This window comes from Clostridium sp. YIM B02506 (genome assembly GCF_022324845.1).
Taxonomy (GTDB): domain Bacteria; phylum Bacillota; class Clostridia; order Clostridiales; family Clostridiaceae; genus Clostridium_T; species Clostridium_T intestinale.
Genome location: NZ_JAKGTG010000015.1, coordinates 41,078 through 56,218, shown reverse-complemented (window position 1 = coordinate 56,218; position 15,141 = coordinate 41,078). Strand labels below are relative to the sequence as shown.

Genomic DNA, 15,141 nt, shown 5'->3' with positions numbered 1-15,141 from the left:
ATTAATAGGAGGATTTTTTAAATGTATAAATGTTGTATTTTTGATTTAGATGGTACTTTAGTTGATTCTATAAAGGCAATCTCCTATACTTCTAATTTAACTTTATCTAAATATGGATTTGGTCCAATCTCTGAGGAGAAATATAAGATTTTTGTTGGAGATGGTTATAAAAAGTTGATTGAAAGAGCACTTATCTATTCTGGAGATAAAGATTTAATTAATTATGAAGATGCTCTTAAAACTTATACAGAGTATTTTGAAATTCATTGTATGCATGAGGTTAAACCCTATGATGGAATCAAGGACATGCTTCATGACTTAAAAGAAAAAGGGATAAAGATAGCTGTACTATCAAACAAACCACATGAAAGAACTCTCGATAATATATATGGGGTTTTTGGTGAGGATTACTTTGATATGGTATCTGGTGAAAAAGAAGGGGTTAGAAGAAAACCCGATCCAATTGGTGCCATTATTACAGCTGAAACTTTAGGTATATCCCCTAAAGAATGCTTATACATAGGTGATACCAGTACTGATATGGAAACTGGAATAAAGGCTGGCATGGATACTATTGGGGTTACTTGGGGATTTAGAACACGTGAAGAGCTTGAAAGTTATTCACCAAAATTTGTTATAGATCATCCTAGTGAAATCACAAAAATAGTTTCTCTTTAAATGCTTTAAAGCCATTGCATCTCTGCAATGGCTCTATTTTATTCTTCTAATGCATCTGTATAAATTACGACTGCATCTCTTAAGAATTTTGCAAGACCTGGTTTATTTTTATCATAATAAGCTGTAAAACGCTCATCATCTACATACATTTGAGCTACACCTGCATGAGCTTCTTTTGAATATCTGTTCCATGCAGTGGTAATCCATTTACGATGTAGTTTAGCTACCTCTTGGGCAAGCTCTCCTGCTGGATCTCCAGTTTCAAAAGCCTCTTCAAGCTTATCTAATATAGTCTGACCTAATTCTTCAAACTCTGTATACTGCTCTTTAGACATATTTTTGAATCTCTTATTAGATTCATTAACTACATCTTCACCGTATTTTTCTCTTATTTCCTTACCATATTTCTTTTCGTTATCATCAACTAGCTTTTGCTTAAAGCCTTCAAATTTTTCTTTATCTGACATAATGATTCTCCTTTCATCCTTATCAATAGTTTTTTCAACATTTTTGATAAGTGTTTCTAACTGTTTTCTTTTTTCTAGGAGTTTCTCATGATGTTCTTTCAGTGCTTTAGTTTTATCAAAGTCTTTAGATGTAATAATTAACTTTATATTATCTAAACTTACATCCAATTCTCTAAAAAATAATATTTGTTGCAACATATCTACTTCAGCTTCACCATATATACGATATCCTGAAGAATTAATTCTTGCCGGCTTAAGAATTCCTAATTCATCATAATATCTTAATGTTCTGGTGCTAACACCTGCTAGTTTAGCTAATTTATTCACTGTGTACTCCATAAGCTCCCTCCTGACAATTTAACTATACACCTTGACGTTGCGTTAAAGTCAACAGGTTTTTATAGTTTTTTTATTTATTATTTAACTATTGCTTATTGGGTAATATAGACAGTTTTTCTCCTGACTTAATCTCGATATCTGACCCATAAGCACATATCCAAACTGATATAGCTGTAGGATTATATACTATTGAGCAATCTGCCGAATACTTCAAAGCATCTAGAGCTTTTAAATAATCTATTATTTCAATATTAGTAGCATACCATATAGAGTTATTATTACTAACTAGTTTGCTGAATTCCTCAATTAAGTCCCAATTCTCATTTATGTCAAACTCATAGCTATGCCCCCATACATATAATAATTCCATAGACTTAGCTTCTGATTCCAAAAAGTTTTTGGTAATTTCTAAAAATCTTGGATTTGTATGATGACAAGTTGGATGCCATTCTAGGAAAGTATCTGGCAAGGTGAATTTTTCATGTTGCTTTACAGTTCTTGAATATTCAATTCCACAGCTATCTATTACATCAAGGACTTTTTTATTGTAAGTGCCAAATGGATATGCCATACCCCTTACAGGATACTGAGTTATTTTTTCTAAGTTTTTTCTATCTTCAAAAACTTCATTTAAAATCATTTCTTTTGGAAGTTCTTCTAAATGAGGATGAGTTAAACTATGAACAGCAATTTCATGGCCTCTGTACAGCTTCTCAATTTCATCAATATTTATTCGACTTATAGTCTTTCCATCTTTAATCCAATAATTTTCCTCGCTTTGTATACCAGAATTAAGATTAAAAGTCGCTTTTAAGGAATATTTGTTGAAAATACTTACAAGTTTTTTATCTTGAATTACGCCATCATCGTAGCTAAGAGTCAATGCTTTTCTCTTTCCACCTGGAAAAAGGTTTATAACAGTACTCATTCAATCACTTCTTTCTTTACTATATAATCTATATAAGCTTGTTTTATCATTTCTCCTTCATATAACCTTTCAATAACTCTATCTTCTTTATAAAGGATTGTCATGTCTTTAAAATGGCCTTCTCCTTCATTAACTTCATAATAGGTATGAATAACCTCTTCCCCTCTTTCTATCTGAAGAAATTCATTTTTCCCAAGTTCTTTCCCATCTCCATACCATTCATCATTTATAGAGAGAAAATTTAAACAACATAGCCCACCAGGCTTTAGAACTCTCTTAATTTCATTTATGGATGCTTCAATATCCTTTTTTGTCATATGAAAAATAGAATTATAAGAATAAATAAAGCTTATAGATTCATCCTCAAAAGGCAGACTTCTCATATCTCCTTTTGAAATATTTAAATTAATTCCATGTTTCTTAGAAAATTCATTAGATTTATGTAATTGATCATCACTTATTTCTAATCCATAAGTTTTATAACCATGTTCCGAAAATAATGAAAGTGGTGGTAAGTCTCCTCCTGCTCCGCAGTCTAATACCTCTTTATCTAGATCACTTTCATTACAATAACTTAAAAACCTATATAATTGTGGTTGCTTCAATATTACGTTCATTTTTCTCCCCCTATTCCATAACAAGTTTTTTCTAAATATTTCTATATATTAATATTATCACTAAATCAGAGCTTTTCAATAAATTACAAAACAAAAAGCCAAGTACCTAGGCTAATCCTAAATACAAGGCTCTTTTTACTATTATATTTAATTCCTATTAAATGTTTCTAAATCTCTGTAATTTTTTCATAAAATGAATCTTGTTTTATTATTTCTTGTTTTGTTTTTGAGAATTCTATTCCATATCCCTCTTCTATAGTCTCAACAGCATGAGTATATCCAGTCTCAATACAGACTATATCTCCCCCCTGTATTTCAAAAGTTTGCACTTCTGCTTCTGAATCTTCTGCTTTCTTTATATAAACCTTTAGTCGTCCTTTACAAACATATAGATACTCAATCTTTTCTTTGTGATAATGATTGCCTCTCGGCTCTTTACCTTTTATAAAATCACAGTAAGCTAAAAAATTTATATCATCTGCAGGCAAAATTGCAAGTTCACCTTTCTCTGTCATAATTCTTCCGTATTTATCTTCGTCATTTAGTCTTTTGTTATATGTAGCTAACTTAATAATTTTAAATCCTTGTGATTCCATTATTATCATTCCTATCTTTCCTATACAATAAAAAAAGTCCTCACACCAAGCACCTTTGCAAAGCATGAGACCTTATAATTAACAAAGTCATATGTATTTACTAATTGCAAGGAAAATTTCATAACTTTTCCTCACTTTTTCTATGATAGACCTTTTTTGTGAAATTTGCAACATTTTTTTCACATAAATTATATAAATATTATTATGCTGCAAATTACTTCTATTAAAAACCTGTTATAATTATGATATTAATTATCATATTATGCTAAAGGAGGCCCAATAATGAATTCAATTTTATTTCATACACTAAAAGGTCTTAACATATCATTTAAACCAATAAGTTTAGATGATATTCAAGGTATCCATAACTTTTTATCAGATAAGGAAGTTAAAAAATTTATAGGTTGGAATTTAATGAAGAACTTAGATGACACCAGAGAACATATTAAAGAAATGATGAAAGAAGAATTATCTGGCGACTATTTGTATGCCTCTATTGTTTTAAATACAACTAAAGAGATTATAGGAACAGCTATGTTATTTGATTTTAATAAAGCAACAAAAAGTGCAGAACTAGGATATGTTCTTAGTAGAAACCACTGGGGCAAAGGTTATGGAAATGAAACTGTTTCTTTAATCACAAATTTTGCTTTTAAATCTCTTAAGCTTAATAAACTTAATGCCAGAGTAACTGATGCTAACATTGCATCTAGTAAGATACTGAGAAAAAATGGATATGAATTAGAAAAAATACAAAAAGATGCAAACCTTATTGACGGAATATCTTTTGATTTATTATACTTTAATAAAATTAACTATAACTAACGAATATTTTTGATTTTCTCGATGTGCTTTTTTGTAACAATATGGCTAATTGCATACATATAATATATTAACTATTATAGTTTTAATTCAGTCATAGAAGTTAACTCCTTTCATTGGTAAATTAGCTCCATTAATTTGGAGCTTTTTATTTTTCACTTTAGAAATTTTAATAGAATTAATAGCAAAACATAATATTTTAAATTTCAATGTTCTTAAAAACTACTTTAGTGTCCTAATTATTGATTAAGCTATAATTATTTAATATACTTAAGTTGAAATTTTTTTATAAGAAACACCAATTTCCCCATTGAAGACAGAAAATATATTTTCTGTCTTCTTTTTTACAATTTGATTATAATTTGTATCACTTATACAAATTTCTACATATAATATATTAAAACTAAATAGATAATTATTAAATTCTAAAATTTTCTATAGTCATTTAAAGCTTCCTTTAAACGGAAAACTAGCTCCATTAAGTTGGGGCTTTTTATTTTAAAGTCCAATCAGATTCTCGTTCTAATTAATATCTGTAAACTAGTTCTACATGCTTCCAACTTATTATTAAGCCCACTAAGCATAATATTAATTAATATACTTAACAAATTGGAATTTATAAATTAGCTTCCACTTGATAACAATCATCAATCAGAATATAATTACAGTTATATTTTTCGCACATATTCAGATAGTAAGTGTTATCTTCAAGTTCTTTGCCATCTTCGGAAGTTAAAGCTGTGTTTTTGCTTCGTATTAACCCCGTTTTCAAAAGGTCAATAAAGAAATAGGGATATTTGTATTTTTTAAGAAATTTTTGTGCTAACAGAGTTTTTCCTGTATGAGAAGCTCCTGTAATTAAAACAATCATTTTGTCATCACCTCCTATAAATTCTGGCTAATCTATTTTTTTCTCCATAACAAAGTTTATGAGCACAATTCCTTGTCTCTCAACCTGTTGCTCTTTAATAACCTTGTAACCTCTTTTTTCAAAGAAAGGTCTTGCTGTAATAGAAGCGTGGGTAATAACTTTCTTTTGAACTGATTTTTCCAATCTATCACAAATAGCAGTAGCAACACCTTTTCCTTGATAATCCTTATGAACAAACAATCTATCAAGATAGCCTGTTTTATCTATATCTCCAAAACCAATGATAAGTTTATTATCAAGTGCAACAATACTATAATGCTCTTGAAATGATTGATTCCAATTTTCTAAATCAATCGTACCTGTTGCCCATACATCTAATTGTTCTTTTGTGTAATCTCTTGCATTAACTGTATGGACAGTATTATAAAATAGGTCTGCTAATTCTTTGCAATCTGACGGTTTGTATTCCCGAATAATCATCTTTCCTCCTACAAATTACTATTTATTTCTCAAAAATTTCAAATTGTATTATATAGAACAAGCAAGATTTCTCTTGCCTTAATCTTATTTAAACTCAAATTTTATTTTCAATTTGAGTTTATTACTTTGCTTATAACTTTAGAAAATTCCAAAGGTTTCAAAATTAATTTTGCTCTTATCCATAAATCAGTATCTAAAATTTCTTTATTAGGTATATTGGCATCATTATGCCAAATATTACTTCTTATATATAAAAGAGCTTTCATTATAGATGGTCTAACTATTTCATACTTTTTTCAACAATTCCAATACACCTTTGGCTTATCAGATATATCAATAGTTCTAAATTTGTATATGACTTCAATAACTTTTAATCTATGATTCAAACACTTCTTTAAATTTAGATATTCCATCTTAAAGTTGAAAATTATTCACTGCATTTTCTACTAAATTCTTTGAATGTGCCCAAATTTCATAAGACCATTGATATTTATTTTATATATTATAGTTCCCGAAGAAAACGAACTACTCCAATCTATTACATATTTTGAAATCCACATCTTAATAATCAAAATATATAACCTCCTAAAACTATACTCTATAGGGGTTATAAATTTCAAAGTTATATTTATTTTTCATTTTATTCCAAGGTTCTCTTAAATTCATTTACAATACCTAATACTTGATATTTATGTATTAGCATAATCGGTATATTATGTTTATTTTGAAGTAATAATCTTAAAAATTCACAATCTTCATTATATCGCTCTGCAACTACTGCGACTACTTTTGAAATATTATTATCACATTCAATTTCTAATACATTTTTAACGAGTATTTTTAAATCTTGCTTAGGCATTTGACCATATTTAACTTGGATAAAAATTTTATTATCTTCATTTTGTGCTACTACATCAATTTTAAGATGATCAAGTTTACTACCTGCTCTTTCAGAATTATATCCATGATACTTGAAATATTCTACAACTGCATATTCTGATAGTTGCCCTTTAGATATATCCCTAATATTTTTATTTATTTTAACATTTTTGTTTATTGATTCTAATTTATTATCAACTTGCTTAATATTAAAACTTATTTCCTCATATGCTTTAGAATATGCTTCTTCTCTAGTTGAAATTTTGTCTAATCCATACTCTTTAGATATTCCTTCTAATAGGTTCACTATTTTCCCTATTTCAACTTCAATATTCTTTCTATCATTTTGTTTTTCACTTTTTATAGATACTAAGTCTAGCTGTACACTTAAAGCTTTTTTAACTTCTTCTATATCTTCTACTAGCAAAATTCCTATCTTTTCTTTCAATCTATACTTATCTATTGTTCTAAGTTGTTCTAATAAAGCAACTGAATCTCTCTGAAGATCATAATCTTTTGCTAATAATTCTACATGGGTTGGGAGTTTCGCCTTATTAATTTGAGACGTAATTGGGCACACTGTGACTGTTGGCGCATATCTATTTGCAATATCATTACTTATAATTATTACGGGTCTTATACCTCCTTGTTCTGAGCCTATAAATGGGGATAGATCAGCATAATATATCTCGCCTAGTTTAGTTATTTTATTCATATTACCTCCATCTTCCTTTAGTAAATTCTAACATTTATCTTTATTAGATGTAAATATCTATTAATTCTAAAAAGCTGTTTAATAAAACTATTATTTTATTAAACTTGTACTACAAAAAGAAGCAGTTTTTATGTCTGCTTCTTAACATCCTTAATCTTATTTAAATAATTACCCAAAGTAAACATATCTACTTCTTAATCTCTCAAATTTCTTTCTTTGCAATTGTCAATATACTCTTCAAACCTCCCCTTAAATATAATAGTATTAATTCTCTATTTCTTAAATTAAAAAAGCCCCATACCTAGGTCAATTCCTAAGCACAGGGCCAATTTCTAGATTTATTTACGATTAAAGAAAGCTTAAATTATTTGTTTAAAGCTTCTTCTATAGCAACAGCAACTGCAACAGTAGCTCCTACCATTGGGTTGTTACCCATTCCTATAAGACCCATCATTTCAACGTGAGCTGGAACTGATGAAGATCCTGCAAATTGAGCATCTGAGTGCATTCTTCCCATAGTATCAGTCATACCATAAGAAGCTGGACCAGCTGCCATGTTATCTGGGTGAAGAGTTCTTCCAGTACCACCACCTGATGCAACTGAGAAGTATTTCTTTCCTAAATCTATCATTTCTTTCTTATATGTTCCTGCAACTGGATGTTGGAATCTTGTTGGGTTAGTTGAGTTACCAGTTATAGATACGTCAACTCCCTCATTGTGCATTATAGCAACACCTTCTCTTACATCATCTGCACCAAAGCATCTAACTTTAGCTCTTGGTCCGTTTGAGTAAGCAATTTCGTTAACTATTGCTAATTCTCCAGTGTAATAGTCAAACTTAGTTTGAACATAAGTAAATCCATTAATTCTTGAGATTATTTGAGCTGCATCTTTTCCAAGACCGTTTAATATAACTCTTAATGGCTCTTTTCTAACTTTGTTAGCTTTTTCAGCTATTTTTATAGCACCTTCTGCTGCTGCGAATGATTCATGACCAGCTAGGAAAGCGAAACATTTAGTTTCTTCACTTAAAAGCATAGCTCCTAAATTACCATGTCCTAAACCAACTTTTCTATCATCTGCAACTGAACCAGGGATACAGAATGCTTGAAGACCTTCTCCTATACAAGTAGAAGCGTCAGCAGCTTTTTTAGTTCCTTTTTTAACAGCAATTGCTGCTCCTAAAACATATGCCCAGCCAGCATTTTCAAATGCTATTGGTTGAGTTTCTTTTGCTATTGTATATGGGTCAAATCCAAGATCTTGACAAATCTTTCTTGCTTCTTCTAGAGATGCAATACCGTACTTTTCAAGAACTGGAGTTATTTGTCCTATTCTTCTTTCATAACTTTCAAATAATGCCATTTTAAAATCCTCCTTCAACCACTTTATTATGCATGTCTTGGGTCTATTACTTTAGCAGCTTCATCGAATCTACCATATTGACCTGTTGCTTTTTCTAAAGCTTCTTGAGCATCTGCTCCTTTAGCGATAGATTCCATCATTTTTCCTAAGTTAACAAACTTGTATCCTATGATTTGATCATCTGCATCTAAAGCAACGTTAGTTACGTATCCTTCAGCCATTTCTAAGTATCTTGGTCCTTTTGCTAAAGTACCATACATTGTACCAACTTGGCTTCTTAATCCTTTTCCTAAATCTTCAAGACCTGCTCCTATAGGAAGTCCACCTTCTGAGAAAGCGCTTTGTGATCTTCCGTATACGATTTGAAGGAATAGTTCTCTCATAGCTGTATTAATAGCATCACAAACTAAGTCTGTGTTTAATGCTTCTAATATAGTTTTTCCTGGTAATATTTCAGATGCCATTGCAGCTGAATGAGTCATACCTGAACATCCTATAGTTTCAACTAAAGCTTCTTGAATAATTCCATCCTTAACGTTTAAAGTTAATTTACAAGCTCCTTGTTGTGGTGCACACCAGCCTACTCCGTGAGTTAATGCCGATATATCTGTTACTTCTTTAGCTTGTACCCATCTTCCTTCTACAGGAATTGGTGCTGCGCCATGATTTGGGCCTTTGGCAACTACACACATTTCTTCAACTTCTTTTGAATACATCATTTTTTTTACTCCTCCCTAACAAACGAATTTATAGCCTATAATTAAAGGTTACTCGAAAGGGCTATTCTTCACACGGGAACTTTTTAGTCCCGCCGGGTTATTAATTACCTACATATATTCTATCAAATGAATATGACTCAAACAATATAAATTTTTCAAAATTTAAAAATTCCTCCTCTAATCTTATAATAATGCATAAATTTTCTTATATATCCTTTCCTTCGGAAGTACTAAAAAATGTGTATAATACTATCTTTATAGCTTGAACCCAATATATGTTAATGGTAAAATAGTAATAATTTAAAAGTGAGGTAATATGAATGAAAAATATAACTAGTATTGTTATTCAAAAGATGATAGCTTACTTTGAGAAAGATGTTAGAAGGATAAATCATGCGCTAAAAGTTTATTCTTTTAGTAAAACTATTGGGGAGATGGAAGGACTGGATGATAAAACTCAGTTAGTACTTGAGATATCTTCAATTTTGCATGATATAGGAATTAAAGAAAGCGAAAGAAAATATAATAGTTCTGCTGGAAACTATCAGGAAATAGAGGGGCCTCCTGTTGCTCAAGAGTTACTTAAGGATTTAAATTTAGATGATGATATTCTTAAGAGGATTAGTTATTTAATAGGAAATCATCATAGTTATAACAATATAGATGGCATTGACTTACAAATATTGGTTGAGGCAGATTTTTTAGTTAATGCATACGAAGATAACATAAAACCTGAGTCTATAAAAGTATTTAAGGAAAAATATGGACAAACAAAGACCTTCAAAACATATTTAGATTCTATTTATTAAAAATACAGGTAGCAAAATCTGCTACCTGTATTATATTTATTTTAATCCCTTAGCTATAGCTTCTGCTACACCTTTAGCTCCAACACTTCTCCAAAGAGCTACATCTTCTGAGGCTTCTACAAAAAATGCTTTGATAATAATTGCAGGCATTTCTGTTTTAGCTAATTCTATTAAATATTTAGCATCACCTTTAGCCCCTCTTGACCTGAATCCAATTTTAACTAAATGCTTCTCAATATTTTCTGCATATATTTTTCCTTTATTGCTCCACTTATAATAAAGAACCTCTGATCCTAATGCTCCATTAAATCTATGATAGTAGTTATTAGTTTGGCAAGATATATATAAATCTGCCCCCCAAGCATTAGCTTTTTCTACCCCATAATCAATACTATCAGCTAAGCTTCTATGAGCTTCTGGCGGAGTTACATCTAAAACCTCATGTCCTAAAGCTCTTAACTGCTTCATTAGTTCTATATGATAATCTTCTGCAATATCAACCTCTCTTAAAAGTCCTATGGCACCTAAATCTTCTCCAGTTCTTTGATATCCTCTTCTTACGGCAATTCTCATTAATATTTCCTCCTTTGTAACTTCATGGGCAAGTATCGTTCTTTATTAATATATGTACCGTAGTCAGAATTTGTTTTCATAATAAATGGAAAAAGCCAGTAGAAATAATAATTTACTTCTACTGACTTAATATATTATTGTGCTTTGCCTTGATTCTCAACTTCAAGTTTTGATTTTTCTATCTCTTCAATATTTCCTAGGTAATAATGTCTAATTGGTTTTAAATCATCATCTAGTTCATAAACTAGCGGAGTTCCTGTTGGAATGTTTAAGTTAGTAACTTCTTCATTAGATAAGTTATCTAGATATTTAACTAAAGCCCTTAAACTATTTCCATGAGCTGCTATTATAACCTTTTTGTTTAACCTAATAGTTGGAGCTATAACATCATTCCAATATGGTATTACTCTATCTATTGTATCATTTAAGTTTTCTGTTAATGGTATTTCATCTTCTTTAAGATCCTTGTACTTACTTTCTAGTCCCGCATATCTTTCATCATTTTTATCTAATGCTGGTGGGTAGACAGCTGAATCTCTTCTCCACTTATGAACCTGCTCATCTCCATACTTTTTAGCTGTTTCTGCTTTATTAAGTCCTTGAAGGGCCCCATAATGTCTTTCATTTAATCTCCAAGATCTTTGAACTGGAATCCATAAAAGATCTAACTCATCTAATGCATACCACAAAGTCTTTATTGATCTTTTTAATACTGAAGAAAAAGCTACATCAAATGTATATCCTTCTTCTTTAAGCACTTGTCCAGCTTTTATTGCTTCTTGTACACCTTTATCTGATAAGTCAACATCAGACCATCCAGTAAATCTATTTTCTCTATTCCAAACACTTTCTCCATGTCTTAATAATACTATCTTTTTCATTCTTAATCCCTCTCTTTAAACCAGTTATTAAATATGTACTATCTCTTTTCTATATATTAATTTTATCACTACTGATTTAAAATATCACATCTCAAATATCCTAATATAATGAGTTTAAAACTGATTTAAACCATTACTTTATGTATTTATGTTTAAAATCATCTTATTGATAATTATTATCAATAATCTAAAGACTTAGAATTGCAAAGTTTAATTGTTTATTAACCATTTCAACCTTAATAGGGAGCACTTTACTAATCTCTTCTATAAACTCCATATCTAATCCTAATTCGTCAATTATTTTATGGCTTAATGAAAAGTTAGTACTTACTTTTACTAATTTCTCATAATATAGTGTGCTTATAGCGTCAGCAACACTCAATATCATTACTTCTAATTTATAATTCTCAGCTGCCAAAGGAGTGTGATGGTGTTTAACTACTGTTTTTATATCCTCATGAAGATTCCATTTCTCACAGAGCACTTCCCCTATATCGCTGTGAGTACATCCTCCCATTATCATTCTTTCAGCAACAACCTGACTTACTCCTTTTTTCTGAATCTCATATACCTCATCAACTATCTCAGGAAAACACACATCTAATGCAGTATATCCAATATCGTGGATTAGCCCATAGGCAAAATATCTATATTTATCTTCAATTCCAAGCTTTTCAGCTATTAAATTTGCTGCTATTGATGTACCCAAGCAATGTTTCCAATACATTTCACTATTTAACTCTTTAGAATTACCTAAATTAGTAGGTAAAAGAGATTTTATTAAATAAGCTACTATTAATTTTTCTACTGCTCTCATCCCTAAATAAACAACTGCATCTTTAATTGATTCAATTTTTCTTTGAAGCTTAAAATATCCAGAATTAATATTAGTAAGCAAAGCTTCTCTTAAATTTCCGCATTCATTTATTTTCAATGAAAGTTCAGTAATATTTATGTCCTCTTCTTTGTTTATCATTATTATTAAATCGGATATTTCTGCTTTAATTGTTGGTAGCTTGTCTGTATTTTTAATAACACTTATAACACTTTCTTTTGATATTTTCATTCTTAGCACCCCCATAAGTCTTTTCAGAAAATTATGTATATTATGACATAATTATATATATTTTTATAGTTTTATACAATACATTTAAACTTTAAATTAAAGTTTAATAATTGAAAAGATGCTACACTAATTTTGACAAAAAAATAAACTACTTAAAATTGTAAAACTTTAAGTAGTTTATATCATTTATGCTATTTCTTCTCTTTCCCCATTTACAAGTTCCAAAATAAATACAAAGAGTGGTATTCCTATTATCATACCCCATGCCCCTAAAAAGTGCTCTGATAATATAAGAACAGTGAATGTTATGAATATAGGTAAATGTATAGCCGAAGACATTATCTTTGGATTTAAAACATAACTCTCAAAAGCATGTAGTACTATAATCATTACCACAACAGATATGAGCTTAGATATTCCTCCAATCTGTAATGCACATATACTTAAAGGAATAAAAGAAACTATTACTCCTACTACAGGCATTAGTCCTAATATAAACATCATTGGCCCAAGTATAAAGACATTTTCAAAACCAAGTAGAGTTAATATTATGCTTGAGATTATAGCATTTATTAAAGAAATTACTAGCTGCATTTCTATAACAACAACAAATGATTTCATAAAAATTTTAGCTAGAGATTTATAATATGTATAAAGAAAATTTCCTTTTCCAGTCTCAAATCTTTGGAAAAACGCTTTAAGTTTATGTTGTTCTAATATGTACATAAAAGATAATAATATTGAAAGTCCTATATTAAAGCCTGTATTTTTAATGTATCCCACAGCTTTCATAGTAAGTACATTAATACTGGATAATCCCTTCATCAAAGTGTCTTCTTTTATATCCAAATTATACTTATCAAACTTTGAGATAAACTCACTAAAATCATAATTTTTAATTCCATTTATTAATAAGTTTACTTGATTAGCTATATTAGGAATAAAAACCACTAAAAATCCAATTAAACCTAACACTACTAAAAAATATGATATTATATCAACTATTCTTTTGGTAAATATCCTTTTAAACCTAGCTTTTTTATACAAGGTTTTTGAAAGATCCAGTATCAGTATCACCTCGATTAGAGTAAGAAGTATCAATGACATAAAATCTTTTAACAAAAATAGTGCAGCTATTAATAAAACTAATGCCAATGCTTTTTTAAACGAGTTACTTGTCAAATTTCTTTCAATAAAGTTCAATATATCATCTCCTCTAAAATTAACACAATAATTTAATTCTATACCATAATACATCCTTATATCAATGTATTAATCCTTACAATATATAAAATTTATTTAAACTTTATTGCCTATCTCTCCTCCCCCTAATATCTTAGGTTAATTCTTTATATATAAGAAGATTATTCCTTATCTTGTATATATTCTTCATTGAAAACGTTAGTATAATGCTTTATAAATATATTATAAGAGGGGGAATTAATATGAAATTTATTAAAAAGTTTTTAATGCTGTTTCTAATATTCATAGTATCATCTACCTCAATCGCTATAGTTAAAGCAAATGCAGCTACTGTTAGTGGACAAGATATAGTTAATGAAGCAAAAAGACATTTAGGAAAACCTTATGTTTATGGCGCTACTGGTCCTTCATCTTTTGATTGTTCTGGATTTACAAAATATGTATACGGTCAATTAGGCATAAATTTATCTAGGACAACCTATACTCAAATCAAAGAAGGAACATCTGTAGCTAGAGCTGATTTACAGGCAGGTGATCTAGTATTTACTAACTCTGGACATGTTGGTATCTATGTAAGCGATGGACAAATTATTCACGCACCTAGAACTGGTAGCGTAGTTAAGATATCTCCAATATGGACATTCATTGGCGCAAGAAGAATATTAAACTAAAAACAATAAAGGATGTACTAAGTTACCTTATAGTTTAAAACTATAACTAACTAAGTACATCCTATTTTTATATTATATTGTTTTATATAATTATGAACCTATATAATCACTTAAATGCTGCTTTACTAATTCCTGCATATCATTAATATAGCTCGCTTGTATATCATTTTTAACAGAAGTTATATCCTGAACATAATCTTTATATGCTTCTGGATTAACAAAGCTATAATCTTTAATTTCATTAACTATCTTGTCTATCTCACTAAATAGAACTTCTCTATCTCTAGTGCTTAACCTATCAATATTATTACTTATTTGCTTATCTACAAGCTCACTAATCTCAACATTATAGCCATTTCTCTTCATATTATTAATATACTCTTGAGCCCTACATATATTTAATAATTCAGTTTGTGTAAACATAGCTTTTTCCATCATTTGTATCAACTCCAATTTAATTA

General features: G+C 29.5%; 16 protein-coding genes and 3 pseudogenes. 4 read left to right on the top strand and 15 right to left on the bottom strand.

Features of this window, described 5'->3' with window-relative positions:
* The first annotated feature begins 21 nt into the window (after positions 1-21).
* The gene (locus tag L1S49_RS12690) at positions 22-678 is read left to right on the top strand and encodes an HAD family hydrolase (RefSeq protein ID WP_238905035.1); all 657 of its coding nucleotides are present in this window, start codon (positions 22-24) and stop codon (positions 676-678) included.
* Between the two features lie 38 nt (positions 679-716).
* Here the strand turns inward: L1S49_RS12690 and L1S49_RS12685 are convergent, their stop codons facing one another.
* The 4 genes from L1S49_RS12685 to L1S49_RS12670 form a co-directional block, all read right to left on the bottom strand.
* A complete protein-coding gene (locus L1S49_RS12685; RefSeq protein WP_238905032.1) occupies positions 717-1,484 on the bottom strand; it encodes a MerR family transcriptional regulator in 768 nt (255 codons plus the stop codon).
* Between the two features lie 85 nt (positions 1,485-1,569).
* Positions 1,570-2,412, bottom strand: a complete 843-nt coding sequence (locus L1S49_RS12680; RefSeq protein ID WP_238905030.1) for a polysaccharide deacetylase family protein — start codon at positions 2,410-2,412, stop codon at positions 1,570-1,572.
* The gene (locus L1S49_RS12675) at positions 2,409-3,029 is read right to left on the bottom strand and encodes a class I SAM-dependent methyltransferase (RefSeq protein ID WP_238905028.1); all 621 of its coding nucleotides are present in this window, start codon (positions 3,027-3,029) and stop codon (positions 2,409-2,411) included. Before L1S49_RS12675 ends, L1S49_RS12680 begins: the two co-directional genes overlap by 4 nt.
* A 167-nt stretch (positions 3,030-3,196) precedes the next feature.
* A complete protein-coding gene (locus tag L1S49_RS12670) occupies positions 3,197-3,634 on the bottom strand; it encodes a hypothetical protein (protein ID WP_238905026.1) in 438 nt (145 codons plus the stop codon).
* A gap of 273 nt (positions 3,635-3,907) precedes the next feature.
* On the opposite strand from L1S49_RS12670, the gene L1S49_RS12665 reads away from it, so the two are divergent.
* A complete protein-coding gene (locus L1S49_RS12665; protein ID WP_238905024.1) occupies positions 3,908-4,450 on the top strand; it encodes a GNAT family N-acetyltransferase in 543 nt (180 codons plus the stop codon).
* Positions 4,451-5,156: 706 nt separating this feature from the next.
* On the opposite strand, the pseudogene L1S49_RS12660 reads toward L1S49_RS12665, so the two are convergent.
* From L1S49_RS12660 to L1S49_RS12640, 6 genes and pseudogenes are all read right to left on the bottom strand, one after another.
* Positions 5,157-5,318: pseudogene (locus L1S49_RS12660) on the bottom strand (adenylate kinase); the annotation flags it as partial.
* A gap of 27 nt (positions 5,319-5,345) precedes the next feature.
* On the bottom strand, positions 5,346-5,798 hold the full coding sequence (locus L1S49_RS12655; RefSeq protein WP_238905022.1) for a GNAT family N-acetyltransferase: 453 nt from the start codon (positions 5,796-5,798) through the stop codon (positions 5,346-5,348).
* Between the two features lie 446 nt (positions 5,799-6,244).
* A complete protein-coding gene (locus tag L1S49_RS23260) occupies positions 6,245-6,370 on the bottom strand; it encodes a hypothetical protein (RefSeq protein WP_275299593.1) in 126 nt (41 codons plus the stop codon).
* Positions 6,371-7,047: 677 nt separating this feature from the next.
* Positions 7,048-7,392, bottom strand: a pseudogene (locus tag L1S49_RS12650) (type II toxin-antitoxin system PemK/MazF family toxin); the annotation flags it as partial.
* A gap of 364 nt (positions 7,393-7,756) precedes the next feature.
* Positions 7,757-8,758 carry a GGGtGRT protein gene (locus L1S49_RS12645; RefSeq protein WP_073017525.1) on the bottom strand — a complete coding sequence of 334 codons (1,002 nt, stop codon included), beginning with the start codon at positions 8,756-8,758 and terminating at the stop codon, positions 7,757-7,759.
* 26 nt (positions 8,759-8,784) lie between these two features.
* Positions 8,785-9,477 carry a NifU-like protein involved in Fe-S cluster formation gene (locus L1S49_RS12640; RefSeq protein WP_021802716.1) on the bottom strand — a complete coding sequence of 231 codons (693 nt, stop codon included), beginning with the start codon at positions 9,475-9,477 and terminating at the stop codon, positions 8,785-8,787.
* 320 nt (positions 9,478-9,797) lie between these two features.
* On the opposite strand from L1S49_RS12640, the gene L1S49_RS12635 reads away from it, so the two are divergent.
* The gene (locus tag L1S49_RS12635; RefSeq protein ID WP_238905020.1) at positions 9,798-10,286 is read left to right on the top strand and encodes an HD domain-containing protein; all 489 of its coding nucleotides are present in this window, start codon (positions 9,798-9,800) and stop codon (positions 10,284-10,286) included.
* 36 nt (positions 10,287-10,322) lie between these two features.
* Here the strand turns inward: L1S49_RS12635 and L1S49_RS12630 are convergent, their stop codons facing one another.
* The 4 genes from L1S49_RS12630 to L1S49_RS12615 all read right to left on the bottom strand — a co-directional run bounded on the left by L1S49_RS12630 (position 10,323) and on the right by L1S49_RS12615 (position 14,009).
* Positions 10,323-10,859, bottom strand: coding sequence for an N-acetylmuramoyl-L-alanine amidase (locus L1S49_RS12630; protein WP_238905018.1), 537 nt, complete (start codon positions 10,857-10,859; stop codon positions 10,323-10,325).
* Between the two features lie 134 nt (positions 10,860-10,993).
* On the bottom strand, positions 10,994-11,740 hold the full coding sequence (gene gpmA, locus L1S49_RS12625) for a 2,3-diphosphoglycerate-dependent phosphoglycerate mutase (RefSeq protein ID WP_238905015.1): 747 nt from the start codon (positions 11,738-11,740) through the stop codon (positions 10,994-10,996).
* Positions 11,741-11,927: 187 nt separating this feature from the next.
* A complete protein-coding gene (locus L1S49_RS12620; RefSeq protein ID WP_238905013.1) occupies positions 11,928-12,806 on the bottom strand; it encodes an HDOD domain-containing protein in 879 nt (292 codons plus the stop codon).
* A gap of 186 nt (positions 12,807-12,992) precedes the next feature.
* Complete coding sequence (locus L1S49_RS12615) at positions 12,993-14,009, bottom strand: AI-2E family transporter (RefSeq protein WP_073017536.1); 1,017 nt, start codon at positions 14,007-14,009, stop codon at positions 12,993-12,995.
* 341 nt (positions 14,010-14,350) lie between these two features.
* Here L1S49_RS12615 and L1S49_RS12610 point away from each other — a divergent pair.
* Positions 14,351-14,680, top strand: a pseudogene (locus L1S49_RS12610) (C40 family peptidase); the annotation flags it as partial.
* A gap of 90 nt (positions 14,681-14,770) precedes the next feature.
* Here L1S49_RS12610 and L1S49_RS12605 read toward each other — a convergent pair.
* Positions 14,771-15,118, bottom strand: coding sequence for a hypothetical protein (locus L1S49_RS12605; protein WP_238905011.1), 348 nt, complete (start codon positions 15,116-15,118; stop codon positions 14,771-14,773).
* Positions 15,119-15,141: the final 23 nt, after the last annotated feature.